This is a genomic window from Microvirgula sp. AG722, assembly GCF_003269145.1.
Classification (GTDB): domain Bacteria; phylum Pseudomonadota; class Gammaproteobacteria; order Burkholderiales; family Aquaspirillaceae; genus Microvirgula; species Microvirgula aerodenitrificans.
In genome coordinates this window covers 582,668-609,606 of sequence record NZ_QLTJ01000001.1, presented here as the reverse complement: position 1 = coordinate 609,606, position 26,939 = coordinate 582,668, and the positions used below count along the sequence as shown (strand labels likewise).

Genomic DNA, 26,939 nt, shown 5'->3' with positions numbered 1-26,939 from the left:
TTCCCGCGTTCCTTCGGCGGGTGGTCTCGGCGATCAAACTGTCCAGCAACAGCGCAGCGCGGGGATTGTCTGCTTCTCGGCATCGACGTGGATGACAACGGTCGTTTCGGACATGTTCAGCCCTCCTGCGCTGATCGCCCGCTTCAGTACAGGGCGTGCCCGGTGGCGAAGAAAACCGGCCGCCGGCGCGTGCGGCCGCACGACATGAAATTTGTCAGGCGCTACAATCGACAGGTCAACCCTATTGATTCGGAGTGCCCGATGAGTCATGCCATCCGCTTCCACACCGTGGGCGGCGCCGACGTGCTGCGCTGGGAAACCGTCGACGTGCCCGCGCCGGGCGCAGGCGAAGTCACCGTCCGGCACACTGCCATCGGGGTCAATTTCATTGATACCTATATCCGCAGCGGGCTGTACCCGGCCCCGCTGCCGTCCGGTCTCGGCACCGAGGCTGCCGGGGTGGTCGAGGCGATCGGCCCCGGCGTCGACGGTATCGCCATCGGCGACCGCGTCGGCTATGTCGGCGGGCCGCTCGGCGCCTACAGCGAGCGGCGCAACCTTGCCGCCGACAAGCTGGTCCCGCTGCCGGACGGCATCAGCGACGAGATCGCCGCCGCCAGCATGCTGGCCGGCATGACCGCCCGTTACCTGCTGAAGTGCACCCGGCCGGTCCGGCCTGGCGACACGCTGCTGTGGCATGCCGCCGCCGGCGGCGTCGGCCAGATCGCGGTGCAGTGGGCGAAGGCGCTCGGCGCGACCGTGATCGGCACCGTCGGTTCGGACGCCAAGGCCGACATCGCCCGCGCGCTCGGCGCCGACCACGTCATCAATTACCGGCGCGAAAACTTCGCCGAGCGGGTGCGCGACATCACTGGCGGCCACGGGGTGCCGGTGGTGTTCGACTCGGTCGGCAAGGACACCTTCGCCGGCTCGATCGACAGTCTGGCGCTGCGCGGGATGCTGGTCAGCTTCGGCAATGCGTCCGGTGCGGTGCCGCCGTTCAGCCCATTGCTGCTGTCGCAGAAGGGCTCGCTGTACCTGACCCGGCCGACGCTCGGCCATTACACTGCCACCCGCGCCGAACTGCTGGAAACCGCCGCCGACCTGTTCGACGTGCTGCTGTCCGGCCAGGTCCGGGTCCAGCCCGGTCAGCGTTATGCGCTGAAGGACGCGGCGCAGGCGCACGCGGACCTGGAAGCACGGCTGACCACCGGTTCGACCATTCTGGTGCCCTGAACCACAGCCGATTGAATCCTGCCCCTTTCGCCCCCACGCTGGGGGAGACCCCGTTCACGCTCGTCTGTGGCGTTGACGGGGGTTCCGAACCCTCTGCCCCCGCCGGCCCGGCCGGTTTTTTCGGAGATAGTAGTGAGTTTTCAGCCCGACCCGCTCTGGCAATCCATCCGCGACGAGGTCGAACGCGCGGCCAGACAAGAACCGCTGCTGGCCAGTTTCCTGCACATGACCGTGCTGCGGCACGCGTGTTTCGAGGACATGCTGGCCTTCCACCTGTCGAGCAAGCTGGCGTGCAATGTCATGGACGGCCGGGCACTGTACGAGCTGCTGTGCGAAGGCTTCGATGCCGACCCGCATCTGGCCGATGCCGCCCGGGCCGACCTGACCGCCTGCTTTGACCGCGACCCGGCCTGCGACGCGTACTCGACGCCGCTGCTGTACTTCAAGGGCTATCACGCATTGCAGAGCTACCGGGTCACGCACTGGCTGTGGAATGCCGGCCGCGTGTCGCTGGCGCTGTTCCTGCAGAACCGGGTCTCGGAAAGCATGGGGGTCGACATCCATCCGGCCGCCCGTTTCGGCCGTGGCATCCTGCTCGACCACGCGACCGGCTTTGTCGCCGGCGAGACGGCGGTGGTTGGCGACAATGTGTCGATCCTGCAGGGCGTGACGCTCGGCGGGACCGGCAAGGAGTGCGGTGACCGCCACCCGAAGATCGGTGCCGGCGTGCTGCTTGGCGCTGGGGCCAAGGTGCTTGGCAATATCCGCATCGGCGAAGGCGTGAAGGTCGGTGCCGGCAGCGTGGTGCTGGATGACGTGCCGCCACACGTGACCGTGGCCGGCGTGCCGGCCCGCATCGTCGGCCAGTCGGCCGAGGACATGCCGGCGCTGGAGATGAATCACAAGCTGGGCTGAGGCCCTCTTCCTGGCGGGCCTGTGCTTCGTGCAGGCCCGTGCCGGATTGCCCGGTTATCCAGAACAGGCGTACCTTGCCATCCAGGGCCGCCAGACCGCTGTGCACGGGGCACGTTATTGCTTTCATGATGTCAGAAACTGGAGTACTGTTTCTGACAAATGAGGTGCCCTGTGAATACGTTGCCCGAAACCATCATGCAACAAGCCCGCTCTCTCCCCGAGGGGGGCGTCCTGTCGCCAAAGGCATTCCTGCACCTGGGCAGCCGGGCCGCCATTGACCAGGCGTTTTCCCGGCTGGCAAGGGCCGGCCGGCTGCTGCGCGTGGCCCGTGGTGCCTACGTTGCTCCTGTATCCAGCCGGTTCGGCGTGCGTGCACCTGCTCCTGAAAAGATCGTTCTGGCCCTAGCCACGCAAAGTGGCGAGATCGTCGTGCCGCATGGCGCCAGTGCTGCCAATGCGCTGGGGCTGACACAACAGGTGCCTGTCCGGGAGGTTTACCTGACGTCCGGCCGGACGCGCAAACTGGTGCTTGGTCGCTCGGAAGTGCTGGTCAAGCATGCTCCGCACTGGATGCTGGCCCTGGGCGCACGCCCGGCGGGCGCAGCGGTGCGTGCCCTGGCATGGATGGGGCAAACGCATGCCAGTGAGTCCCTGGCTTTACTGCATCGCACACTTTCCAGTACCGAGTGGCATGCCCTGACCACGGCACGGGCAACCTTGCCGGGCTGGATGGCGGCGGCCATCGGCCAGGAGGCAATGCGTGGCTGAACACTTTTTCAGCCTCAGCCAGGAAGACCGGCGTGAAGCGCTGGAACATGCCCGCGCCCGATCAGGCCGCCCGGCTCACCTGCTGGAAAAGGACATCTGGGTGGTCTGGGCGCTATGCGCTCTCTTCGACTCGCCCTCAGCAAGTGACCTGACCTTCAAGGGCGGTACTTCGCTCTCCAAGGTCTACAGGATTATCGACCGCTTCTCGGAAGACATCGACCTTACCTGCGACATCCGAAAGCTGATCCCGGATCTGCTTGCTCACCATGGAGAACTGCCGGCCAGCCGCAGCCAGGCCGACAAATGGACCAGGGCCGTCCGGGATCGCCTGCCCTGCTGGATCACAAAAGACATATTGCCCGTCCTTCAGCAAGCACGTGAGCGTGATCACCTTGACGTGCAGATCGAGCCCGGCGGCCAGGATAATGACAAACTGCTGCTGCGCTATCCTGCCTTGACGCAGGGTACGGGCTATGTGGCGCCGGTCGTCACGCTGGAGTTCGGCGGTCGTGCTACCGGAGAACCCCACCAGATACATCACGTTACCTGCGATATGGCCGAATGCCTGCCGGATCTCACCTTTCCGGTCGCTTTCCCGCAGGTGATGAGTGTCAGCCGGACCTTCTGGGAAAAGGTGACCGCAGCGCATGTGTTCTGCGCACAAGGGCGTATTCGAGGCGGACGGTATGCCCGGCATTGGCACGATCTGGCTGCGATTGCGCGAAGTTCCCATTTCACGGCAGCCATTGCCGATCATGAGGTGGCAATCGCTGTTGCCCGCCATAAATCGCACTTTTTTATTGAAAAAGATGCCAGCGGCCAGATCATTGACTATGTCGCAGCAGCTACAGGGAAGCTGAGCATCGTCCCCGAAAAAAACGCCCGGGCCGCTCTTGCCGAGGATTATGCGGCCATGCTTGCTGACGAGATCATGCTGGGCGACGCATTGCCTTTTGACGAGCTGCTAGAGGCATGCGCCGACCTGGAAGCAAAGGCAAACGAGGAAGCTTGCAAGCTCGCCAGCGGGAAATGAAAGCGCAGAAAAAAGCTGATGCAGGCGTCCGGGGTGGAAGCCGCTTTCCGCATGCCGTCGCCTCGCCGCTTGTGTATGCTTTACAGCATGAATACCCACATCCTCTACCTGCACGGCTTCCTGTCCAGCCCCGCGTCCGAAAAGGCGATGATGCTGGCCGGGCACATGGCTGACCGTGGACTCGGTCACCTGTTCCACGCCCCGCTGCTGCCGTCCGAACCGCTAGCGGCCATGCTGGCCATCGAAGCGGAGATTATCGACTTCGAGTTCGAGCCGTTCATCATGGTCGGGTCGAGCCTGGGCGGCTATCTGGCCCAGATCATGGCGGAGAAGTGGAATGCGCGCGCGGTGCTGGTCAATCCGGCCGCCTATCCGTACCGGCATGCGGATGAATATGTCGGCATCCACACCCACCATCACACCGGCGAGCAGGTCGTGGTGCGGCGCGAGTACTTCGACATCCTGCGCCAGGCGGAGCCTGCACGGGTCACGCCGTCGCGCTACTGGCTGCTGACATGCACCGGCGACGAAGTGCTCGACTACCGTGATGGCGTCGAGCGCTTCGCCGGTTGCCGCCAGACCCTGCTGGACGGCGGCGACCACAGTTTCCCGCAGTTCGGCGACTACCTGGACCAGATCCTCGCCTTCGCCGCCGAGGAAGGCTGACGGTCAGAAGTCCTTCAGCCCTTTCAGCATCACCAGGGCGATCAGCACCGGCGACACCCAGCGCAGCAGGAATACCACCACCCTGACCACGCCGGCATTGGCCAGCACGCCGCCGTTCGACAGCGCGTCGATGGTCTGGTTCTTGCCGAGCACCCAGCCGACGAAGATCGCCAGGCCGATGCCGCCCAGCGGCAGCATGATGTTCGAGCTGAGGAAGTCGTACAGGTCGAAGAAGGTCATGCCGAACGGCTTCACGTCGGCCAGCAGGCTGTGTGACAGCGCGGCGGTCGAGCCCAGCGCCGCCAGCAGCAGCACGCTGACCACCACGGCACGGATGCGCGACCAGCCGAACTTCTCGCTCAGCACGGCGACCGGGACTTCCAGCAGCGACAGCATCGCCCCGGTCGAGGCGATCGCGGTCAGCACGAAGAACACCACCAGGAACACGCTGCCACCCGGCATGTTGGCGAACACGGCCGGGATGGTGATGAACAGCAGCGACGGGCCGGCTTCCGGCTTGAAGCCCAGCGCGAACACGGCCGGGAAGATGGCGATGCCGGCGAGGATCGAGACGGTCAGGTCGGCCAGCATGACCCGGGTCGCGGTGGCCGGGATATTCTGGTCGTCACGGAAATAGCTGCCGTAGGTCATCATCGTGCCCATGCCGATCGACAGCTTGAAGAACGCCAGCCCCAGTGCGGTCAGCACGGTGGCGGTGGTGATCTTGGAGAAGTCCGGCGCGAACAGGAAGTGCAGACCGGCCATCGCGCCCGGCAGCGTCATGCTGCGGATGCCGATGGCGATCAGCAGCAGGAACAGCACCGGCATCAGCCGTTTGGTGACGGCTTCAATGCCCTTGGACACGCCCATCAGGATGATGGCACCGATAAACACCAGCACCGCCCATTGCCACAGCAGCGCCTCGAACGGGCTGTTGATCATGTGCTCGAACGCGGCGCCGGCCACGGCCGGGTCGGTCGTCAGCACATGGCCGGCCGCCGACTTGAACACGTAGGCGAACACCCAGCCGGCCACTTCGGAATAGAAAGCCAGGATCAGGAAGGCAGCAAGCCCGCCCATCGCCCCGATCAGCCACCACGGCTGTCCGCGCGGCGCGAGGCGTTCCAGCGTGGTCACGGCATTGGCCTTGGCGCGCCGGCCGAGCATGATTTCGACGATCATCACCGGCAGGCCGACCAGCAATGTCGCCAGCAGGTAGACGACCAGGAAGCTGGCGCCGCCATTGGCACCGGTCAGGTAGGGAAATTTCCAGATATTGCCGAGACCGACGGCCGAGCCGAGGGTCGCGGCCAGCACGCCGAACGAAGACGTGAAACCGTCGCGCTGAGTAGAGGGGGTAGACATACTGGTTGGCACAATCTGCGAGCGATCCGGGTCGCGAAGGCGCGATTGTGCTGAGATCGCGGCATGCCGGCAAGAATCTGGCGCAAGGAAACGTGAAATTTTCGCCGGACGGCGCCATTCGCGCCGCGCCGACGCTCAGTTCGACATCAGGACCACGTCGAATTGTTCCTGAGGATACTCGGTTTCCACCTGCAGCGTGACCGGCTTGCCGACGAAATCGGCCAGCATGGCGAGGCTTTGCGACTCCTCGTCGAGGAACAGGTCGATGACCGGCTGGGCGGCGAGAATGCGGAAGCCGCGGGCCGAGAACTGGCGGTTTTCCCGCACCACCTCGCGCAGGATTTCATAGCACACCGTCTGCGCGGTCTTGATCTCGCCCCGGCCCTGGCAGGTCGGGCAGGATTCGCACAGCACGTGGGCAAGGCTTTCCCGCGTGCGCTTGCGGGTGATTTCGACCAGCCCGAGGCTGGTGAAGCCGTTCAGCGTGACCCGGGTGCGGTCGCGCGCCAGCGCACGCGCCAGTTCGGTCAGCACCGCTTCCCGGTGCTGCTCGCTGTCCATGTCGATAAAGTCGACGATGATGATGCCGCCCAGATTGCGCAGCCGCAGTTGCCGGGCGATGGCGTGGGTGGCTTCCAGATTGGTCTTGAAGATGGTGTCGTCAAAGCTCTTTACCCCGACGAAGCCGCCGGTGTTGACGTCGATGGTGGTCATCGCCTCGGTCTGGTCGATGATCAGGTAGCCGCCGAACTTCAGGTTCACCCGCCGCGACAGCGACTTGTCGATCTCGCTTTCAATGCCGTGCAGCTCGAACAGCGGCCGCTCTCCGGCATAGCGCTCGATCTTGCGCAGCGACTGCGACACGTACTGGGCGGCGAACTCGACCATGCGGCCATGGTTTTCCGTCGAGTCGACAACGACCTTCTCGGTGGCCTCGCTGACCATGTCGCGCAGCACGCGCAGCGACAGCGGCAGGTCCTGGTACAGCAGCGACTGCGCCGGCTGCGTTTCGGCCCGGGCGCGGATGTCGGTCCACAGCTTGCTCAGGTAGCCGATATCGGCCGCCAGTTCGTCGTCGCTGGCGGTTTCCGCGCTGGTGCGGATGATGTAGCCGCGCGGCGAGCCTTCCGGCAGCAGCGATTCCAGCCGGGTTTTCAGGCTGGTCCGGTCGGTTTCGGCTTCGATCTTCTGCGAAACGCCGATATGTTCTTCCTGCGGCAGGTGGACCAGGAAACGTCCGGCCAGGCTGACCTGGGTGCTGAGACGCGCGCCCTTGCTGCCGATCGGGTCCTTGATCACCTGCACCAGCACGGTCTGGCCTTCAAACAGCATCTTTTCGATGCGCTGCGGTTCGCTCGGGTGCTGGCGCTGCTCGAGAATGTCGGCGATATGCAGGAACGCCGCGCGTTCCAGACCGATCTCGATAAAGGCCGACTGCATGCCGGGCAGCACGCGCTTGACGCGGCCGAGATAGATATTGCCGACGATGCCGCGGCTGGCCTCGCGCTCGATGTGCAGTTCCTGCACCACATTGTCTTCCAGCACCGCCACGCGGGTTTCCTGCGGGGTGATGTTGACCAGGATCTTTTCCGCCAGTCGCATGCTGTCGCGCGTCGGCAGCGGAATCGGCTGTGAAGTGGGGTGGTCTTTCAACGACATGTCGGCCTCCGGCAATGGCAATCAGCTGCGTCCGCCGGATGCGGGCGGTCGCTGGAAATAAGGGAGCGGTGCGTTCAGGCCGCCAGCACGTCGATACCGAAGGTGGCCAGCAGACGTCCGGTTTCATGGACCGGCAGCCCCATCACCCCGGAATAGCTGCCTTCCAGATAGGCGACGAACAGTCCGGCCCGACCCTGGATGCCGTAGGCGCCGGCCTTGTCCATCGGCTCGCCGCTGGCGACGTAGGCGTCGATCTGCCGCTCGCTCAGCACCGAGAACGTGACCTTGCTGACCGAGGTGGCGACCTCGACCCGGCCGCCCAGCCGCACCGCCACCGAGGTGAACACCTCGTGCACCGTGCCCGACAGGCGGCGCAGCATCCTGCGCGCCTCGTCGGCATCGGCCGGCTTGCCGAAGATCTCGTCGCCGAGCGCCACCGTGGTGTCCGCCGCCAGCAGCGGCCGTGCCGGCAGGCCCTCGGCCTCGACCACCGCCCAGCCTGCTGCGGCCTTTTCCCGCGCCAGCCTCACCACGTACTCGCGCGGGCTTTCGCCGTAATGGCGCGACTCGTCGATGTCGGCGCGAATGCGCGCCGTCATCAGGCCGAGCTGATTGAGGATTTTCTTTCGTCGCGGGCTGGCGCTGGCGAGGTACAGAGTGTGCACGGCAGTCATGATGTCGGGGTGGGAAGCAGAACGCAGTTGGACAAGGAGATTACCACGCCGGGCGTTGCCGGGCCGGGGTGATACGTGCTGAAACGACGCTCGCGTGCCATTGCCGGCGCCAGCAGGCGTTGTCTGTGATCAAGGGGGGTGTGCGTTTGTCGCCGGCAAGGCAGAATGATGGCATATCAGCCTTTCTCCGGACCTCCGGGCAACTGGCAAGGAGCCGCATCATGAAGCTGGACCAACTGGACCATGTGGTTCTCACCGTCGCCGATATCGAGCAGACCTGCCGTTTCTATTCGATCGTACTGGGCATGGACATCGTTACCTTCGCCGAGCGGCGCAAGGGGCTCAGTTTCGGCACGCAGAAAATCGACCTGCACCTGCACGGGCACGAATTCGAACCCAAGGCGGACCATCCGCTGCCGGGCTCGGCCGATTTGTGTTTCCTGACCTCGGTGCCGATCCACGATGTCATCGCCCATCTCGACGCCTGCGGCGTGACGGTGGTGGAAGGCCCGGTCCATCGGACCGGGGCGACCGGCATGCTGCTGTCGGTGTACTTCCGCGATCCGGACAACAACCTGATCGAGGTCGCCAACCGCGACCCGTCGCTGTAAGTCAGGCCGGACGGCACATGTCCCGGTGCAGGATGCCGCCGTCGTCATAGGCGTCGCCCTGGTCGACGAAACCGAACTGGCGGTACAGGCCGATCTTGTCGACCTGTGCCGACAGCCACAGCGGCGTGCCCGGGAAGTGGCGGGCAGCGGTGTCGAGTGCAAGCTGCATCAGCTGTTTGCCCAGTCCCTGGCCCCGGCCGGCCGGGGCGATGACCACGCGACCGATGGCGACTTCGCCGTCGCGCTTGCTGCCGGGCGGCAACAGGCGTGCATAGGCCACCAGCGCGCCGCTGCCATCGCGACCGAGCAGGTGCAGCGCCGGGCGGTCGAGGCCGTCGAGGTCGCCGTAGATCGACGCCTGTTCGACGACGAATACCTGGTCGCGCAATTGCAGCAGGTCGTACAGGTTGTCGACGCCGAGTTGCGGAAAAGTCAGAACGGTCCAGTCAGTCTGCATGATCGTGCTTTCGTGCCAAGGCGGAAGAATCCGCCATGATAGTCGCCGGATCCCGGTCCGCGTACCCGGTCCATGACCTGCGGGCGCGACGGACCGGGTCGTAACCGATAGAATCCGCGACGAGATGAACTTCCTGACCGCATTGCGATGAACGATCTGTTCGAACCGGCCGGCACCGTCCCGCCGGCACCGCCGGCGCCGGTAGCCGACGAGGCCGCCGACCACCTGCCTCTCGACACCTACGCCGAGCGCGCCTACCTGGAATACGCGATGAGCGTGGTCAAGGGGCGTGCGCTGCCCGAAGTGGCCGACGGCCAGAAGCCGGTGCAGCGTCGCATCCTGTACGCGATGAAGGAAATGGGCCTGTCCACCGGCGCCAAGCCGGTCAAGTCGGCGCGCGTCGTCGGTGAAATCCTCGGCAAATACCACCCGCACGGCGACAGCTCGGCCTACGAGGCACTGGTGCGGATGGCGCAGGACTTCACGCTGCGCTACCCGCTGATCGACGGCCAGGGCAACTTCGGCAGCCGCGACGGCGACGGGGCGGCCGCGATGCGTTACACCGAGGCGCGGCTGACGCCGATCGCCGATCTGCTGCTGTCGGAAATCGACCAGGGCACGGTGGATTTCATCCCGAACTACGACGGCGCCTTCGAAGAACCGCAACTGCTGCCGGCGCGACTGCCGATGGTGCTGCTGAACGGCGCCTCCGGCATCGCCGTCGGGCTGGCGACGGAAATTCCGCCGCACAACCTGACCGAAGTCGCCGCCGCCGCCGTGGCGCTGCTGAAGCAGCCGGATCTGGATACCGCCGCGCTGATGGCCTACGTGCCGGGCCCGGACTTTCCGGGCGGCGGGCGCATCATCACCCCGCCGGAAGACATCCGCGCCGCCTATGAACACGGCCGCGGCTCGGTCCGTGTCCGCGCGTGCTGGGAGGTCGAGAAGCTGGCCCGCGGCCAGTGGCGGATCATCGTCGGCCAGCTGCCGCCGGGCAGCTCGGCGCAGAAAGTGCTGGCGGAGATCGAGGACGCGACCAATCCGAAGGTCAAGACCGGCAAGAAAACCCTGTCCCAGGACCAGCAGAACCTGAAGGCGCTGATGCTGAGCCAGCTCGACCGCGTGCGCGACGAGTCGGACAACAAGCATCCGGTGCGGCTGGTGTTCGAGCCGAAGTCCAGCCGGCAGAACCCGGACGACTTCATGACCCTGCTGCTGGCGCAGACCAGCATGGAACAGAACGTTTCGCTGAACCTGGTGATGATCGGGCTGGACGGCCGTCCGCGCCAGAAGGGGCTGCGTGCCATTCTGAGCGAGTGGCTGAGCTTCCGCGTCGATACCGTCACCCGCCGCCTGCGCCACCGGCTCGGCAAGGTCGACCAGCGCATCCACATTCTCGAAGGCCGGCTGCTGGTCTTCCTGCGTATCGATGAAGTGATCCACGTCATCCGCGAATCGGACGAGCCGAAGTCCGAACTGATGGCCGCATTCGGCCTCAGCGAGATCCAGGCCGAGGACATTCTCGAAATCCGCCTGCGTCAGCTGGCGCGGCTGGAAGGCTTCAAGCTGGAAAAGGAACTCGATGCGCTGCGTGAAGAAGGCGCGCGTCTGTCGCACCTGCTCGGCGACGAGGAGGCCAAGCGGGCACTGGTCATTGCCGAAATCGAGGCCGATGCGGCCAGGTACGGCGACAAGCGCCGCAGCCTGCTGCAGCCGGCGGAGAAGGCAGTACTGACCCAGACCGTGGCCGACGAGCCGATCACGCTGATCCTGTCGCGCAAGGGCTGGATCCGTGCCCGGGTCGGCCACAGCGTCGACCTGGAATCGCTGTCGTTCAAGGATGGCGACGGGCTGCATACCGTGGTCGAGACGCGCACGGTGTGGCCGGTGGTGGTGCTGGACAGCCAGGGCCGCGCGTATACCGTGGATGCGGCCGAAGTGCCGACCGGCCGGGGCGACGGCGTGCCGGTCACGTCGCTGATCGAAGTGCAGGACGGGGCGCAGGTGGCCGAGCTGGTTGCCGCGCCGGAGGATGCCCGCTTCGTCATCGCCGGTTCCGGTGGCTATGGTTTTGTCGCCCGGATGGGCGACATGGTCAGCCGCAACAAGTCCGGCAAGGGCTTCCTGTCGCTGGACGGAAAGGAAACCCCGCTGCGGCCGCTGCCGCTGCCTGCCGCGACGCCTGCCGGCGCCCTGCTGGCGGTCGGGACCAGCGAGGCGCGGGTGCTGGCCTTCCCGCTGGCCGAGCTCAAGCCGCTGGCCAAGGGCCGTGGCCTGATGCTGGTACAGCTCGACGACGGCGAGACCACGACTGCCGTCGGCATCGTCAGCGGTGCCAAGGCGACGCTGACCGGCACGTTGCGGACCGGGCGCGAGGACAGCTTCAACATCATGCTGGCCGACTATATCGGCAAGCGTGCGCGGCGCGGCAAGCTGCTGCCGAAGCGCTGGCAGATCAGCGCGATCCGGGACTGCTGACGACGGCTGATGCCGGTGGGCTGTGGCCTGCCGGCTTTTGTCGTTCCCGAGTGACGGCGATGGACTACAACGGATAAGTAGCCGATCAGCCGACGCGGGGACGACCGATGCGCGCAATATACTTGCTGGCCCTGCTGCCCATGCTGCCTCCGGCGCTGGCAGCGCTGCCGCCTGGCGTTATCGAACGTGCCGGCTCGGACGTGTCGTGGCGCATGGCGACCCGGGCGATGCCGAAGGGCGCGCTGGTCACGGCGCTGCAGGGCAACCCGGAGCGGGCCGGCACCTACTCGGTGTGGCTGATGCTGCCGGCCGGCTACCGGATCGGCCCGCACTGGCATTCGCTGGCGACCAATTTCGTCGTGCTGTCCGGCGGGCTGTATGTCGGTTACGGCAATACGGTCAAGGCCGGCGCCGCCGACGAGCATCGCAGCGGCGCCTATCTGTACCTGCCACCGGCCACCCACCACTATCTGTACACCCGGCAGATGACCGTGCTGCAGCTGTATGGCGACGGGCCGTTCGACATCCACTATCTCGATCTGGCCGACGACCCGCGACTGGGCAAGTGAGGCGGGGCTACCCGGCGCCGTCCTGGCGCGCTACCCTGCCGGTTTTATTTGCTAGCGCCTGCTCATGAGTCCCCTTGCCTTTCTCTATGTCGGCATCGGCGCCGCCGTCGGTGCCTGGTGTCGCTGGGTGTTGAGCCTGCTGCTCAATCCGCTGCTGGCCAGCCTGCCGCTCGGCACGCTGGCCGCCAACTGGATCGGCGCGCTGCTGATGGGCGTGATCATGGGGCTGTTCAGTCATTTCGGTGACTGGCCCGATGCGATGCGACTGGCGCTGACGACCGGTTTTCTCGGCGGTTTGACGACATTTTCGACATTTTCCGCGGAAATGTCGGGCTTTATTCTGGCCGGCCAATGGGCCAGCGTCATGATTGGCATCGGTCTGCACGTCTTCGGCTCCCTGCTGCTGACACTGACCGGTCTGTTGCTGGTGCGGGTGCTGGCATAGCGCGCACGACGGCATGCCGGCTTGCCAGCGGCGGGGGCAAGGGACTTTAATGGTCACACTGTGTAACGGAGTGTGACCATGTACCGAACACTGATTTCCGTGGACGAACTCGCGGTGTTGCCACCCGAATCCGTCCTGCTGATCGACTGCCGGCACCAACTGGCCGACCCCGATTACGGCCGCGGTGCCTATGCGGCCGGACACCTGCCCGATGCGCATCACCTGCACCTGGACTATCACCTGTCCGGACCGACCTCCGGCAGCAACGGCCGTCACCCGCTGCCGGACCGGCAACGGCTGGCAGTGGTATTCGGTGCGCTGGGACTGGCACCCGGCATCCAGTGCGTGGCCTATGACGACGCCGGCGGCATGTTTGCCGCGCGGCTGTGGTGGCTGGCGCAATGGCTGGGCCATCACGAGGTGGCCGTGCTCGATGGCGGTATCCAGGCCTGGACCGCCGCCGGCCATCCGCTGACCCGGGCGGAAGCCGGCTCGCACCCGCCGGTGCGTTTCCTGCCGCGCGATGGCGGCATGCGTACGGTGACGGCCGACGAGGTGCTGGCCAATATCGACCGGGCGCAGTTCCAGCTGGTCGATGCGCGCGGTGCCGACCGCTTCCGTGGCGAGAATGAAACCATCGACCCGGTCGGCGGGCATATCCCCGGTGCGATCAATCATCCGTTTGCCGGCAATCTGGCCAGCGACGGCCGCTTCAAGCCGGCGGCCACGCTGCGTGACGAGTGGGAGACGCAGCTTGGCGGACGCCCGCCGCAGCAGGTCGTCCACCAGTGCGGTTCCGGCGTGACCGCCTGCCACAACCTGCTGTCGATGGAGTATGCGGGCCTGAACGGCAGCCGCCTGTATCCGGGCTCGTGGAGCGAATGGGTGGCCGCGCCGGGCCGGCCCTGCGCGACCGGCGCCTGAGCGCCGAAGCCCCCTGTTGCCGGGTCCGGGCGGGGGGCTGGTTATTCTCAGACAATATAAAACTATCGCTAAACAGTATTTATTGTAATTAAGGCGAATTGCGTAAGCTCTCTGGCATTGCCCGAAATCAGCCCAGGAGTTGCCGCATGGTCAGCCGCCTTTTGTCCCGCCTCGTTGTCGCCGCCGCACTGGCCGGCAGCAGTGTTGCCGCCATCGCCGATGTCACGCTGCTGAACGTCAGCTACGACGTGATGCGCGACTTCTACAAGGACTACAACCCGGCATTCCAGAAGGCATACAAGGCCCGGACCGGCGAGACGGTCACCATCCAGCAGTCGCACGGCGGCTCCAGCAAGCAGGCGATGAGCGTGGTCAACGGCCTGGCGGCCGACGTGATCACCATGAACCAGGCGCCGGACATCGACATCCTGGCCGAACGCGGCAAGCTGGTGCCGGACAACTGGCAGAAACGCCTGCCGGATCACGCCGCGCCGTTCAGCTCGACCATGATCTTCCTGGTGCGCAAGGGCAACCCGAAGCAGATCAGGGACTGGAACGATCTGGTCAAGCCGGGCGTGCAGGTCGTGATCCCGAACCCGAAGATTACCGGCAACGGCCGCTATACCTATCTGGCCGCCTGGGGCCAGGCGAAGCGCCATGGCGGTGATGCCGCCGCGCGCGACTACGTGAAGAAACTGTTCGCCAACGTGCCGGTGCTCGATGCCGGCGGCCGTGCCGCTACCACCACCTTCATGCAGCGCCAGATCGGTGACGTGCTGGTCACGTTCGAGAACGAGGCGGAAATGGTCGCGCGCGAATTCGGCCGCGGCAGCTTCGACGTTGTCTACCCGGCCGTGTCCATCCTGGCCGAAAGCCCGGTGTCGGTGGTCGACAAGGTGGTCGACAAGAAGGGCACCCGCAAGGAAGCCACCGCCTACCTGGAATACCTGTGGAGTCCGGAAGGTCAGGAAATCGCGGCGCAGAACTACCTGCGCCCGCGCAACAAGCAGGTGCTGGCCAGACATGCGGCCCAGTTCCCGGCGATCAGGACCTTTACCGTCGAGGAAACCTTCGGTTCGTGGAAGCGGGCGATGGACGTCCACTTCAAGGACGGCGGCGTGTTCGACCAGATCTACAGCAGCAAGTAAAAGGCGTTATCCGGTGGCCATCTCCGTCGATCTGCTCAACCTGCTGAACCAGCGCTTCGCCAGCGACGACACCCCGGTGTTCGTCGCCCGCCATGGCGTGGTGGAAGCGGACAGCAACGGTCTGCGTCTGACCAGTGCGTTCCAGCCCATCCTCCGCGCGACCGACAACAGCGTGCTGGGCTGGGAAGGGCTGCTGCGGGCCTTCGACGAGCACGGCGCACCGCTGGCGCCGGAAGCAGCCTTCGACCGGCTCGGCGTCGGCGAGGCCATGGCGCGTTTCGACCGCATCTGCCGCAGCCTGCACCTGGCCAACTTCGTCGCCCAGCAGCCGAAGGACGCTTACCTGTTCCTGAATCTGCACCCGCGTCACCTGCAAAGCGTGTCCGGCGAGTACGGCCGGACCTTCGAGTGCATCGTGCGCGAGGCCGGTCTCGAACCGGGCCGCGTGGTGCTGGAGATCCTCGAACACGCGACGACGGACGAGGTGCGCCTGAGCCACGCAGTCAGCAACTTCAAGACCCGCGGTTTCCTGATCGCGCTGGACGACTTCGGCGGCGATGACAACGGGGTGTCGGAGCGGCGGCTGTTCAGCCTGCGTCCGCATATCGTCAAGCTTGACCGCCGGCTGCTTGACGGCAGCCGTGCCAGTCCGAGCTACCTGCTGCCGAAGCTGGTGCGGGTGGTCAACGGACTCGGCGCGCATGTCGTCGCCGAGGGCATCGAGACGGCGTCGCAGCGCGCGCTGGCCGAGGAAGCCGGCATTCCGTTCCTGCAGGGCTATCTGTTCGGGCGCCCGGCGCCGGGACTCGACGGCGCGGTGGACGCCCTGGCCGCCTGACTTCAACCTCTAGCCCGAGTACATACATGTCGTTCAAAAAACACAGTGTCCTGCCCGGCTTCGGCCTCGGTCTCGGCTACAGCCTGTTCTGGCTGTGCCTGATCGTGCTGCTGCCGATCGCCGCGCTGGTGCTGAAAACCACCGACCTGGGCCTGGCCGGCTTCTGGAGCACGGTCACCACCGACCGGGTGCTGGCCTCGCTGCGGCTGTCGTTCGGCGCCTCGCTGATTGCCGCCAGCATCAACGGCGTCATGGGCCTGCTGGTGGCGTGGGTGCTGGTCCGCTATCCGTTCCCCGGCAAGCGGATCATCGACGCCCTGGTCGACCTGCCGTTTGCGCTGCCGACTGCGGTGGCCGGCATCGCGCTGACCACCATCTATGCGCCCAATGGCTGGTTCGGCCAGTGGCTGGAGCCGCTCGGACTGAAAGTCGCGTTTACCCCGCTGGGCATCGTCGTGGCGCTGACCTTTATCGGCCTGCCGTTCGTGGTGCGGACCGTGCAGCCGGTGCTGGAGGACCTCGAGGCCGAACTGGAAGAGGCGGCGACCTGTCTCGGCGCCAGCCGGCTGCAGATCTTCACCCGGGTGATCCTGCCGACCATCCTGCCGGCGCTGCTGACCGGTTTTGCGCTGGCCTTTGCCCGCGCCACCGGCGAGTTCGGCTCGGTGATCTTCATTGCCGGCAATATTCCGATGGTGTCGGAAATCACGCCGCTGCTGATCATCGGCAAGCTCGAGCAGTACGACTATATCGGCGCGACCGCCATTGCCGTGGTGATGCTGGTCATTTCGTTCCTGATGCTGTTTTCCATCAACGGCATCCAGTGGTGGGCCAGCCGCCGCCACGCCGCGCGCTAACCGGAGAGAACCATGTCCAATTCCGCTTCGAAGCGCACCCGGGCCACGACCGAGCCGCTTGCCGTCCGCTGGGCACTGATCCTGCTGGCGCTGCTGTTCCTGACCCTGTTCCTGTTCGTGCCGCTGATCAGCGTGTTCTGGGAAGCGCTGTCCAGGGGCTGGGACCTGTACCTGGCCGCGCTGACCGACCCCGAAGCCGTCGACGCGATCAAGCTGACGCTGATCGCCGCGCTGATCTCGGTGCCGCTGAACCTGGTGTTCGGTGTCGCCGCTGCCTGGTCGATCGCCAAGTTCGAGTTTCGCGGCAAGAGCTTCCTGACCACGCTGATCGACCTGCCGTTCTCGATCAGCCCGGTGGTCGCCGGCCTGATCTACGTGCTGCTGTTCGGCGCGCAGGGCTGGCTGGGCCCGTGGCTGGCCGAGCACGACATCAAGATCATCTTCGCCGTGCCGGGCATCGTGCTCGCCACCGTGTTCGTCACCTTCCCGTTTGTCGCCCGCGAACTGATCCCGCTGATGCAGGCCCAGGGTACCGACGAGGAACAGGCGGCGATCGTGCTTGGCGCCTCGGGCTGGAAGACGTTCTGGAAGGTCACGCTGCCGAACATCAAGTGGGGTCTGCTGTACGGCGTGATCCTGACCAATGCCCGCGCGATGGGCGAGTTCGGTGCGGTGTCGGTGGTGTCCGGCCATATCCGCGGCGAAACCAACACCATCCCGCTGCATGTGGAGATTCTGTACAACGAATACAACTTCGTCGGCGCCTTCGCCTGCGCGTCCCTGCTGGCCCTGCTGGCCCTGGTCACGCTGGTGCTGAAGTCCATCGTCGAATGGCGCGCCACGCGCCAGCAAAGCGCGGACGTGCCGCTGGAAGCCCGCGCCCGTCTTGCCACCGCTCACTGAATTGAAAGAATGACGGGAAAGATCGCATGAGCATCGCCATCCGCCAGATCCAGAAGACATTCGGCGACTTCGTCGCCCTCGACAACGTCAACCTCGACATCGCCTCGGGCGAACTGCTCGCCCTGCTCGGGCCGTCCGGCTGTGGCAAGACCACGCTGCTGCGCATCGTCGCCGGCCTGGAAACGCCGGACAGCGGCCAGATCCTGTTCCATGGCGAGGATGCGACCGAACGCCATGTGCGCGAGCGCAAGGTCGGTTTCGTGTTCCAGCATTACGCGCTGTTCCGCCACATGACGGTGTTCGAGAATGTCGCCTTCGGCCTGTCGGTACGGCCGCGTGCGACCCGGCCGCCGAAGGAGGTGATCCGCGAGAAGGTCATGTCGCTGCTGAAACTGGTGCAGCTGGACTGGCTGGCCGACGCCTACCCGTCGCAGCTGTCCGGCGGCCAGCGGCAGCGGATCGCACTCGCCCGTTCGCTGGCGGTCGAGCCCAAGGTGCTGCTGCTCGACGAGCCGTTCGGCGCGCTCGACGCCAAGGTGCGCAAGGATCTGCGTCGCTGGCTGCGCCGCCTGCACGATGAAATGCACATCACCAGCGTGTTCGTGACCCATGACCAGGAAGAGGCGCTGGAAGTGTCCGACCGGGTGGTGGTGATGAACCACGGCCGCATCGAGCAGGTCGGCAGCCCGGCGTCGATCTATGACGATCCGGCCTCGCCGTTCGTCACCCAGTTCCTCGGCGACGTGAACCTGTTCCACGGCCGGGTCGAGGCCGGACGCGTGGCGATCGGCGACTACCAGCACAAGCTGGAAGACGCGACCCGCGATGGCGATGCGACCATCTACGTGCGGCCGCACGATCTTGAAGTCAGCCGCGACGAAGACCGCGCGCTGGCCAGCGGCACCGTCGAGCACATCCATGCGGTTGGCCCGGTGGTGCGGGTCGAGCTGAACAGCCTGAGCGGGCAGGTTATCGACGTGGCGCTGAGCCGCGACGATTACCGCGCCCTTGGCCTGATGCTTGGTGACCAGGTGTTCGTCCGGCCGAAAAAAGTGGCGGTATTCGTCGACGAAGGCGCGAACATCTGAGTTGTCGCCGGGGGCAGGCCCCGCTTCGCGCGTCCGCGCTTCAGTCCGGCAGCCAGTCGGCGATGCGGGTGATGTCCAGGTTCTCCTCGATCAGGTTTGCCAGCCGTTCGATATGCGCCTCGCGGAGCGCAGGGTAGTCGACGGGCACCGCATCGGGCAGGCCGGCCCAGTGCAGCAGGGCGAGGCAGGCTTCCGGATGGTCGAACAGGCCGTGCAGATAGCTGCCCAGCACCTGGTCGTCGGCCGAGACCGCCCCCTCGTTGCCGTCGGCCAGCCGGATCGCCGGCCGGTCCAGCGCCGGGCCGGTCGACACGCCCATGTGGATCTCGTAGCCGGTGACGGCGGCATGGCCCGAGGCCAGCCATCCCTGCCGGCGTTCGAGCTGCTTGTGCGCATCCAGTGTCGTTTCCATGTCGAGCAGGCCGAGTCCCGGCGTGCTGCCGGCCGCACTTTCCAGCCCGAGCGGGTCGTGCAGCTGGCGGCCCAGCATCTGGAAGCCGCCGCAGATGCCGATCAGCCTGCCGCCGTAGCGCAGGTGACGGTCGATGGCGGCCTCCCAGCCATTGGCGCGCAGCCAGCCGAGGTCGTCGCGGACGTTCTTGCTGCCCGGCAGCACGATCAGGTCGGCCGGCGGAATCGGCTGGCCGGCGGGGACCAGCTGGAATTCGACCTGCGGATGCAGGCGCAGCGGGTCGAAGTCGGTGTGGTTGCTGAGACGGGGCAGGGCCGGCGCGATCACGCGCAGTATCCGCTCGCCGCTGGCCGCCACGCCCTGCGTGCCCTGGCTCAGGCTGTCCTCGGCCTCGATATGCAGTCCCTGCAGGTACGGCAGGACGCCGAGCACCGGCTTGCCGGTTTCGCGCTCCAGCCAGTCCAGTCCCGGCTGCAGCAGGGCGATGTCGCCGCGGAAACGGTTGATGACCAGGCCGACCACGCGCCGGCGCTCGCTGTCCGACAGCAGCGCCAGCGTGCCGACCAGATGGGCGAACACGCCACCCCGGTCGATATCGGCCACCAGGATCACCGGGCAGTCGACCGCTTCGGCAAAGCCCATGTTGGCGATATCGCCATCGCGCAGATTGATCTCCGCCGGGCTGCCGGCGCCTTCGACCAGGACGCAGTCGCAGCTTGCCGCCACCCGGCTGTGGGCTTCGAGCACCACGCTCAGCGCCCTGGGCTTGAAGCGGTGATAGGCGGCGGCGTCCATATTGCCGATCGAATGGCCAAGGACGATGACCTGCGAGCCGGTATTGCTGTTCGGCTTCAGCAGGATCGGGTTCATGTCGGTATGCGGTTCGATGCCGCAGGCCAGCGCCTGCACCGCCTGCGAGCGGCCGATCTCGCCGCCATCGACGGTGACTGCGCTGTTCAGCGCCATGTTCTGCGGCTTGAACGGCATGACCCGGATGCCACGCCGCACGAGGAAGCGGCACAGGCCGGTGACCAGGGTGCTTTTGCCGGCATCGGAGGTGGTGCCCTGGATCATGAGGGTTCTGGCTGGCATGGCGGCGGGGACGGGTGAATGAGGACGGCCATTATAGGGGTGTCGCCTGCGCCGGGCGTGGCTGACGGCCGATCCGGCACAAACGCGGTACCCCGAAATCACGTATTATCCGGCGCTATTGCTGATGGTGCCCTTCGGGGTGAAACGGGAATGCGGTGAGAAACCGTGGCTGCCCCCGCAACTGTAAGTGACGAGCCCGCTTGACGATGCCACTGGACGATTCCGGGAAGGCCGCGCGGGTGATGACGCACGAGCCAGGAGACCGGCCATCGCCTTAGTCGACGTGAGTTGAAACCGGGCGGGGTGCACCGGGGGAAACCGCCAGCAGCCGTTCCGGCTGCGGCGCCTCGCTCGCGGCGACGCCCCCTGCACGAGGACGTCCTCCATGGCCCTGCCACCGCGCCGCTTCCGCCTTCCATCGTCGTTCTGCCCTGCCGCCGCACGGGTGCCGTCATGAGACGCCACGACCGCCATGTCCTGATGTGCACCGGCCCGCGCTGCACCGGCAACGGCGTCGAGGCCGAGGCGATGTTCAAGGTGCTCGGGCAGGCGATCGACGCGCGCGACGGGCTGTGTGTCAAGCGTACCCGTTCGCACTGCTTTGCCGTGTGCAGGGAAGGCCCGATCGCCGTCGTCTATCCGGACGGCGTCTGGTATCGCCAGGTTGATGCCGCCGCCGTCGAGCGCATCGTTGACGAACATCTGGTCAACGGTCGCCCGGTCGAGGCGCTGGTGTTCCACCGGCTCGGAACCGGCGATGTCGGGCAGGAGGCGGGCCAGTGAACACTCCCGTTTCCCGCGGCATCGTATTGCTGACCCACGCCGGCACCGACCTGACCGCACTGCAGCGCGTGCGTGCCGAACTGCCGGACGGTTTCGTGCCGGTCTCCGGCGTCAACCTGCAGACCATCGACAGCCCGGACGGCATGGCCGCCGTGCTGGCCGGCCCGGTGGCGACGGCGCGCATCGTCATCGTCCGCGTGCTGGGCCGCACCAGTGCCATTCCCGGTTTCGACACCCTGTGGAAGAACGCCCGCGCCCACGGACGCGCCCTGATCGTGGTCAGCGGTACCGGCGAGCCGGACCCGGATCTGGCAGCGCAGTCGACCGTCCCGCCGTCCCTGCAGCATGAAGTGACCGCCTACCTGCAGGCCGGTGGCACCGGCAATATGGCGCAGCTGCTGCGTTTCCTTGCCGACTACCTGCTGATGACCGGCTTCAGCTACCTGCCACCGACGCCGCTGCCCGAGCACGGCATCCACCATCCGGAACTGTCGGCCGACTGCTCGCTCGACGACTGGCTGGCGGTCCGCCGGCCGGACTGGCCGACGGTGGGCATCACCTTCTATCGCGCGCACTGGGTCAGCGGCAACACCCGCTTTATCGACAGCCTGGTCGACGCCCTGGCCGCGCAGCAGCTGAATGCGCTGCCGGTCTATACCGCCTCGCTGCGCACGCTGGACGGTGACGGCATGCCGGCGGCGATGCAGTTTTTTGTCGGAGCGGACGGCACGAGCCGCATCGATGCACTGATCAATACCACCTCGTTCGCCATGGGCGACGTGAACGCCGACGGACCGACGCCGACCGGCTGGTCGGTGGCCGCTTTCGAGCGCCTCGACGTCCCGGTGGTGCAGGCGATCACCAGTAGTATGACCCGGGCGCAATGGGAGCAGTCGGAACGCGGGCTGAATCCGCTCGACACGGCGATGAACGTCGCACTGCCGGAGTTCGACGGCCGCATCGTCAGCGTGCCGATGTCGTTCAAGCATGCCAGCGACGGTGCGCCGGCCGAACAGACCGACTATGCGCCGCTGCCCGACCGGGTGCGGCGCGTGGCCGGCATCACCGCGCGGCTGGTACGGCTGCGTCGGGTGCCGGCCGCCGACAAGCGCATCGCTTTCATCTTTACCAACTCGAACAGCAAGGCGTCGCAGATCGGCAATGCCGTCGGCCTCGACTCGCCGGCCTCGCTGTTTGCCATGCTGCATGCGATGCAGGCGCGCGGCTATCGCATCGATGGGCTGCCGGACAGCAGCGACGCCCTGATCCACGAACTGATTGACCGCGGCGCCTATGACGAGGCCTATCTCAGCGACGACCAGCTGCGGCGGGCCGTGGCGGCCGTGCCGGCGGCGCGTTACGCCGAGTGGTTTGCCGAGCTGCCGGACGCACTGCGCGAGCGGATGAGCGCGCGCTGGGGTGCCGCTCCGGGCAGTGCCTATGTCCATCAGGGCCGGCTGGTGTTTGCCGGGCTGGAATACGGCAATGCATTCGTCGCCCTGCAGCCGCCGCGCGGCTACGGCATGGACCCGGATGCGATCTACCACACGCCGGACCTGCCGCCGACCCATCACTATCATGCACTGTACTGCTGGCTGCGCGACGACTGGCGGGCCGACGCCATCGTCCACGTCGGCAAGCACGGCACGCTGGAATGGCTGCCGGGCAAGGGCGTCGGCGTGTCGGAAAACTGCTTCCCGGATGCGCTGCTCGGCGACATGCCGCTGTTTTATCCGTTCATTCTCAATGACCCGGGTGAAGGTTCGCAGGCGAAGCGCCGCGCCCATGCCGTGGTTATCGACCACCTGACGCCGCCGATGACCACCGCCGACACCTACGGGCCGCTGGCACAGCTGACACAGCTGGTCGACGAGTACTACCAGGTCGAGATGCTCGATCCGGGCAAGCTGCCGCTGCTGCAGCAGCAGATCTGGGATCTGATCAAGGCCTCGAATCTCGATGCCGATCTGGCGGCGATGATGAAGCACGAGCACGAGCACGAACCCGCCCCGGTGCCGGCTGCGCCGACGGGCCTGTACCGGCCGAAGCCGGCGTCATCCGCCGCGCCCGGTGCCGGCAAGTACCGCATCGCCACGCCGGCAGCCGCGCACCCGCATGACCATGATCACGGCCATCACCATCACCACCATCATGATCATGACCATCATCACGATCATGACCACGACTGGGACGCCACGCTGAACGATGACGGCGTGCCGCTGACGCTGGCCGGCATGGACGGTGTCGATGTCGCCCACCTGATCGAGGATATCGACGGCTATCTGTGCGAGCTGGGTGCGGCGCAGATCCGCGACGGCCTGCATGTGCTGGGCCGCTCGCCGGATGGTGAGGCGCTGGTCGACATGATCTGCGCGCTGGTGCGCCTGCCGAACCTGGACGTGCCCGGCCTGCCGGCCGGGGTGGCGGCGGCGCTCGGGCTGGTGCTGGAGACGCTGCAGGCCGACAAGGGCCGGCGGCTGGAGCCGGTACCGCCCTTGCTGGCAGCGCTGGCCGATGCGCCGGTGGTGACCCGTGCCGATGCGCTGGATGTCATCGCCGCGCTGGGCCGCCGGCTGGTGGCCGGGCTGGCCGGACACGGTTTCGACCCGGCGGCGGTCAGCGCGGTGCTGGCGGCCGTGCTGCCCGGCGTCGTCGCCAGTGACGACATGGCGCGCACGCTGGCGTTTGTCTGCGCCGAACTGGTGCCAAACCTGGCGCGAACGCGCGAGGAAATCGACAACCTGCTGCACGGACTCGATGGCGGCTACGTGCCGGCCGGGCCAAGCGGCGCGCCGACGCGCGGCATGGCCCATGTGCTGCCGACCGGGCGCAATTTCTACTCGGTCGATCCGCGCGGATTGCCCTCGCAGGCCGCCTGGCGCATCGGCGCCGAGCTGGCCAGCGAGGTCATCGCCCGCCATCGCCAGGACACCGGGCATGATCCGGAGTCGGTCAGCATCAGCGTCTGGGGCACCAGCGCCATGCGTACCCATGGAGACGATATTGCCGAGATCCTGGCCTTGCTCGGTGTCCGGCCGACCTGGCAGGCCGAGAGCCGGCGCGTGTCCGGCATCGAGGTGATCGGACTGGCCGAACTGGGCCGGCCGCGCATCGACGTCACTGTGCGCATCAGCGGTTTCTTCCGCGATGCCTTTCCGCACCTGATCCAGCTGGTCGATGATGCGGTGCGGACGGTCGCGCTGCTCGATGAACCGGTCGATCGCAACTTTGTCCGCAAGCACTACCTGGCCGATCTGGCCGGCGAGCTGCTGGGCCGGCTGCCGCGTGACAGCGCCAACCGGCGCGCGCTGTACCGGGTATTCGGTTCAAGACCGGGCACCTATGGTGCCGGCATCCTGCCGCTGATCAACGAGCAGAACTGGCAGGACGATGCCGACTTCGCCACCGCCTACGTCAACTGGGGCGGCTATGCATACAGCCGCGATGACCAGGGCGTCGACGCCCGCGACGACTTCCGCCACCGGCTGTCCGGCATCGAGGTCGCGCTGCACAACCAGGACAACCGCGAACACGACATTTTCGACAGCGACGACTACCTGCAGTACCACGGCGGCATGATCGCCACCATCCGCAGCCTGACCGGCCGCCAGCCACGGCAGGACTTCGGCGACACCCACGATCCGGCCAGCCCGACCGTGCGCGGACTGAAGGAGGAAGTGCTGCGGGTATTCCGTTCGCGCGTCGCCAATCCCAAATGGATAGACGGCATCCGCAAACACGGCTACAAGGGCGGACTGGAACTGACCGCCACCGTCGACTACCTGTTTGGCTACGATGCCACCGCGCACGTGGTCGACGACTGGGTGTACCAGCAACTGGCCGAAACCTACGCGCTGGACGCCGACATGCAGGCCTTCTTTGCCGACAGCAATCCGTGGGCGCTGCATGCCATCACCGAACGCCTGCTGGAAGCCGCGCAGCGCCAGCTGTGGGCCGAACCGGCGCCGGACACGCTGGAGGCGCTGCGCGCGCTGCACCTGCGCAGCGAGGCAATGCTCGAAGCCCGCGGTGACATTCCGCGCATTGGAGTCGACAAGGCATGAAACACGCTTATCCGTTTGTCGCCATCGTCGGCCAGCCGCAACTGAAGCGGGCGCTGCTGCTGTGCGCGATCGACCCTTCGCTCGGCGGCGTGCTGATCCGTGGCGACAAGGGCACCGCCAAGAGCACCGCCGCGCGCGGGCTGGTCGATGTGCTGCCGCCGATCACCCGGGTGCCGGGCTGCGCGTACAACTGCGCGCCGGATGCGCCGCTGGCCGAGTGCCCGCATTGCGGCGATGGCGCCACCCCGGTTGCCGTGACCGCGCCGGTGCCGTTCATCAACCTGCCGCTCGGCGCCACCGAAGACCGCGTGCTTGGCAGCCTCGATTTCGAGCAGGCGCTGAAACACGGCCGGCAGGCCTTCAAGCCCGGCTTGCTGGCGGCTGCCCACCGCGGGTTGCTGTATATCGACGAGGTCAATCTGCTGGCCGACCACCTGGTCGACGTGCTGCTGGACGTGGCGGCGATGGGCGTCAATACCGTGCAGCGCGAGGGGCTGTCGGTCAGCCATCCGGCCCGCCTCACCCTGCTCGGCACCATGAATCTGGAAGAAGGCGACCTGCGTCCGCAATTGCTGGATCGCTTCGGCATGATGGTCGAAGTCAGCGCGCCGCGCGATGCGGCGGTGCGGGCTGAAGTGGTGCGGCGGCGGCTGGCGTTCGAGGCCGATCCGGCCGGCTTTGTCGCCGGCTGGCGCGCGGAAACCGATGCGCTGCGCGACACGATCCGTGTCGCGCAGGCCGGTCTGCGCCGGGTGACGCTGTCCGATGCGCTGTTCGATTTCGTCAGCCAGCTGTGCTGCGAATTCGAGGTCGCCAGCCTGCGTGCCGACATTGTCATGCACAAGGCGGCGCGGGCGATGGCAGCACTGGACGGTCGCGAGGTGGTCAGTGCCGAAGACGTGCGCGATGCCGCCGGGCTGGTGCTGCCGCATCGTCGCCGGCGCAAGCCGTTCGAGCAGGCCGGTCTCGACCACGACAAGCTGGAGTCGCTGACCCGGCAGGCAGCGGCGCCGCCACCGCCGCCGTCCGATGGCCAGGACGGCCCGCCGCCCGATGACGACGCCACCCCTGCTCCCGCCGCCGATGAGCCGGACGATGAGCATGACGGGGACGGCGGGTCCGGCGTGGCGCCGGAGCGGCAATTTGCTGCCGCCGGGGCAGACGACGTCGCCCGCATCGACCTGCTGGCCCGTCAGGCGCATGAGGCCAGCGGCCGGCGCAGCAGCGTGGTCGGCGCCCGGCGCGGTCACTATGTGCGTGCGGTGCCGGACGAGGCGCCGGACCAGCTGGCGGTCGATGCCACGCTGCGCCATGCGCTGCTGCGCGACCCGCAGGCTTTCGGCGTCACCCGTGCCGACCTGCACGCCAAAGTCCGCGTCGGCACCCAGGCCAGCCTGATCCTGCTGGTGGTCGACGCGTCCGGCTCGATGGCCGCGCGCCGGCGCATGGAAGCGGTCAAGGGCGCGGTGCTCGGCCTGCTGCGGGATGCGTACCAGCGCCGTGACCAGGTCGCGGTGATTGCCTTCCGCGGCGACGAGGCCGAGCTGGTGCTGCCGCCGACACGCCAGGTCGAACAGGCGGAACAGGCCCTGCACGAACTGCCGACCGGGGGCCGTACGCCGCTGTCGCATGCGCTGCGGCTGGCCGCCGACACCCTGGCCCGGCATGGCGACACGCTGACGCCGCTGCTGGTGGTGCTCAGCGACGGCCGTGCCAATGTGGCGCTGGATGTGCATCTCGATCCGTGGGCCGAGGCGCTCGGGCTGGCCGGCCGGCTGGCGGAGAGCGGCCTGCCGGCGCTGGTGCTGGATACCGAGCAGGGTTTTGTCCGGCTGGGCCGCGCGCGCGAACTCGCGCAGACGCTGCAGGCCGACTATGTACCGATGGACCAGTTGTCGGCCGAGGTGCTGGCGCTGTCCATCCGTGAACGCCAGGGCCGGTAGGGCACGGCGAT

At 66.7% G+C, this 26,939-nt stretch carries 23 protein-coding genes and 1 riboswitch; of the genes, 18 read left to right on the top strand and 5 right to left on the bottom strand.

Going from position 1 to position 26,939, the window contains the following annotated elements; all coding sequences use genetic code 11:
• The first annotated feature begins 261 nt into the window (after window positions 1-261).
• The 5 genes from DFO50_RS02895 (at window position 262) to DFO50_RS02875 (ending at window position 4,618) form a co-directional block, all read left to right on the top strand.
• Window positions 262-1,236 carry a quinone oxidoreductase gene (locus DFO50_RS02895; RefSeq protein ID WP_107888921.1) on the top strand — a complete coding sequence of 325 codons (975 nt, stop codon included), beginning with the start codon at window positions 262-264 and terminating at the stop codon, window positions 1,234-1,236.
• 132 nt (window positions 1,237-1,368) lie between these two features.
• The gene (cysE, locus tag DFO50_RS02890) at window positions 1,369-2,151 is read left to right on the top strand and encodes a serine O-acetyltransferase (protein WP_028498619.1); all 783 of its coding nucleotides are present in this window, start codon (window positions 1,369-1,371) and stop codon (window positions 2,149-2,151) included.
• Window positions 2,152-2,346: 195 nt separating this feature from the next.
• Window positions 2,347-2,919 carry a DUF6088 family protein gene (locus DFO50_RS02885; RefSeq protein WP_233495170.1) on the top strand — a complete coding sequence of 191 codons (573 nt, stop codon included), beginning with the start codon at window positions 2,347-2,349 and terminating at the stop codon, window positions 2,917-2,919.
• Window positions 2,912-3,952, top strand: a complete 1,041-nt coding sequence (locus tag DFO50_RS02880; RefSeq protein ID WP_112691993.1) for a nucleotidyl transferase AbiEii/AbiGii toxin family protein — start codon at window positions 2,912-2,914, stop codon at window positions 3,950-3,952. Before DFO50_RS02885 ends, DFO50_RS02880 begins: the two co-directional genes overlap by 8 nt.
• 87 nt (window positions 3,953-4,039) lie before the next feature.
• The gene (locus DFO50_RS02875; protein ID WP_036385487.1) at window positions 4,040-4,618 is read left to right on the top strand and encodes a YqiA/YcfP family alpha/beta fold hydrolase; all 579 of its coding nucleotides are present in this window, start codon (window positions 4,040-4,042) and stop codon (window positions 4,616-4,618) included.
• 3 nt (window positions 4,619-4,621) lie between these two features.
• Here the strand turns inward: DFO50_RS02875 and DFO50_RS02870 are convergent, their stop codons facing one another.
• The 3 genes from DFO50_RS02870 to DFO50_RS02860 form a co-directional block, all read right to left on the bottom strand.
• Window positions 4,622-5,983, bottom strand: a complete 1,362-nt coding sequence (locus tag DFO50_RS02870; protein ID WP_028498615.1) for a sodium-dependent transporter — start codon at window positions 5,981-5,983, stop codon at window positions 4,622-4,624.
• 135 nt (window positions 5,984-6,118) lie between these two features.
• A complete protein-coding gene (rng, locus tag DFO50_RS02865) occupies window positions 6,119-7,642 on the bottom strand; it encodes a ribonuclease G (protein ID WP_028498614.1) in 1,524 nt (507 codons plus the stop codon).
• Window positions 7,643-7,716: 74 nt separating this feature from the next.
• On the bottom strand, window positions 7,717-8,316 hold the full coding sequence (locus DFO50_RS02860) for a nucleoside triphosphate pyrophosphatase (RefSeq protein ID WP_028498613.1): 600 nt from the start codon (window positions 8,314-8,316) through the stop codon (window positions 7,717-7,719).
• A 221-nt stretch (window positions 8,317-8,537) separates the two neighbouring features.
• Here DFO50_RS02860 and DFO50_RS02855 point away from each other — a divergent pair, with 221 nt between their 5' ends.
• Window positions 8,538-8,927: a VOC family protein gene (locus DFO50_RS02855; protein WP_199489719.1), complete on the top strand. Its 390-nt coding sequence runs from the start codon at window positions 8,538-8,540 to the stop codon at window positions 8,925-8,927.
• A 1-nt stretch (window position 8,928) separates the two neighbouring features.
• On the opposite strand, the gene DFO50_RS02850 is transcribed toward DFO50_RS02855, so the two are convergent.
• Window positions 8,929-9,384 carry a GNAT family N-acetyltransferase gene (locus DFO50_RS02850; RefSeq protein ID WP_051528722.1) on the bottom strand — a complete coding sequence of 152 codons (456 nt, stop codon included), beginning with the start codon at window positions 9,382-9,384 and terminating at the stop codon, window positions 8,929-8,931.
• A gap of 147 nt (window positions 9,385-9,531) precedes the next feature.
• On the opposite strand from DFO50_RS02850, the gene parC reads away from it, so the two are divergent.
• The 9 genes from parC to DFO50_RS02805 all read left to right on the top strand — a co-directional run bounded on the left by parC (window position 9,532) and on the right by DFO50_RS02805 (window position 18,634).
• Window positions 9,532-11,862, top strand: a complete 2,331-nt coding sequence (parC, locus tag DFO50_RS02845) for a DNA topoisomerase IV subunit A (RefSeq protein WP_107888918.1) — start codon at window positions 9,532-9,534, stop codon at window positions 11,860-11,862.
• Window positions 11,863-11,969: 107 nt separating this feature from the next.
• Window positions 11,970-12,431, top strand: coding sequence for a cupin domain-containing protein (locus DFO50_RS02840; protein ID WP_107888917.1), 462 nt, complete (start codon window positions 11,970-11,972; stop codon window positions 12,429-12,431).
• Between the two features lie 64 nt (window positions 12,432-12,495).
• Entirely contained in the window at window positions 12,496-12,876 is a 381-nt protein-coding gene (crcB, locus tag DFO50_RS02835; RefSeq protein ID WP_028498609.1) for a fluoride efflux transporter CrcB, read from the top strand.
• A 78-nt stretch (window positions 12,877-12,954) separates the two neighbouring features.
• Window positions 12,955-13,800, top strand: coding sequence for a sulfurtransferase (locus DFO50_RS02830; protein WP_107888916.1), 846 nt, complete (start codon window positions 12,955-12,957; stop codon window positions 13,798-13,800).
• Between the two features lie 146 nt (window positions 13,801-13,946).
• Entirely contained in the window at window positions 13,947-14,948 is a 1,002-nt protein-coding gene (locus DFO50_RS02825; RefSeq protein WP_028498607.1) for a sulfate ABC transporter substrate-binding protein, read from the top strand.
• 13 nt (window positions 14,949-14,961) lie between these two features.
• On the top strand, window positions 14,962-15,786 hold the full coding sequence (locus tag DFO50_RS02820; protein ID WP_051528720.1) for an EAL domain-containing protein: 825 nt from the start codon (window positions 14,962-14,964) through the stop codon (window positions 15,784-15,786).
• 26 nt (window positions 15,787-15,812) lie between these two features.
• Window positions 15,813-16,643: a sulfate ABC transporter permease subunit CysT gene (gene cysT / locus DFO50_RS02815; RefSeq protein ID WP_028498606.1), complete on the top strand. Its 831-nt coding sequence runs from the start codon at window positions 15,813-15,815 to the stop codon at window positions 16,641-16,643.
• Window positions 16,644-16,655: 12 nt separating this feature from the next.
• Window positions 16,656-17,546 (top strand): sulfate ABC transporter permease subunit CysW, encoded by an 891-nt coding sequence (gene cysW, locus DFO50_RS02810; protein ID WP_028498605.1) that lies wholly within the window; start codon window positions 16,656-16,658, stop codon window positions 17,544-17,546.
• A 26-nt stretch (window positions 17,547-17,572) separates the two neighbouring features.
• Window positions 17,573-18,634, top strand: coding sequence for a sulfate/molybdate ABC transporter ATP-binding protein (locus DFO50_RS02805; RefSeq protein ID WP_112691992.1), 1,062 nt, complete (start codon window positions 17,573-17,575; stop codon window positions 18,632-18,634).
• 40 nt (window positions 18,635-18,674) lie between these two features.
• On the opposite strand, the gene DFO50_RS02800 is transcribed toward DFO50_RS02805, so the two are convergent.
• Window positions 18,675-20,120: a cobyric acid synthase gene (locus DFO50_RS02800; protein WP_233495169.1), complete on the bottom strand. Its 1,446-nt coding sequence runs from the start codon at window positions 20,118-20,120 to the stop codon at window positions 18,675-18,677.
• 126 nt (window positions 20,121-20,246) lie between these two features.
• A riboswitch (cobalamin riboswitch) is annotated at window positions 20,247-20,424 on the top strand.
• A 167-nt stretch (window positions 20,425-20,591) separates the two neighbouring features.
• On the opposite strand from DFO50_RS02800, the gene DFO50_RS02795 reads away from it, so the two are divergent.
• The 3 genes from DFO50_RS02795 to DFO50_RS02785 are packed head-to-tail and all read left to right on the top strand — an operon-like array spanning window position 20,592 to window position 26,928.
• The gene (locus DFO50_RS02795) at window positions 20,592-20,921 is read left to right on the top strand and encodes a ferredoxin (RefSeq protein WP_107888914.1); all 330 of its coding nucleotides are present in this window, start codon (window positions 20,592-20,594) and stop codon (window positions 20,919-20,921) included.
• A complete protein-coding gene (locus DFO50_RS02790; protein WP_112691990.1) occupies window positions 20,918-24,985 on the top strand; it encodes a cobaltochelatase subunit CobN in 4,068 nt (1,355 codons plus the stop codon). The genes DFO50_RS02795 and DFO50_RS02790 overlap by 4 nt, the downstream gene beginning before the upstream one ends.
• Window positions 24,982-26,928 carry a putative cobaltochelatase gene (locus DFO50_RS02785; RefSeq protein WP_112691989.1) on the top strand — a complete coding sequence of 649 codons (1,947 nt, stop codon included), beginning with the start codon at window positions 24,982-24,984 and terminating at the stop codon, window positions 26,926-26,928. The genes DFO50_RS02790 and DFO50_RS02785 overlap by 4 nt, the downstream gene beginning before the upstream one ends.
• Window positions 26,929-26,939 lie beyond the last annotated feature (11 nt).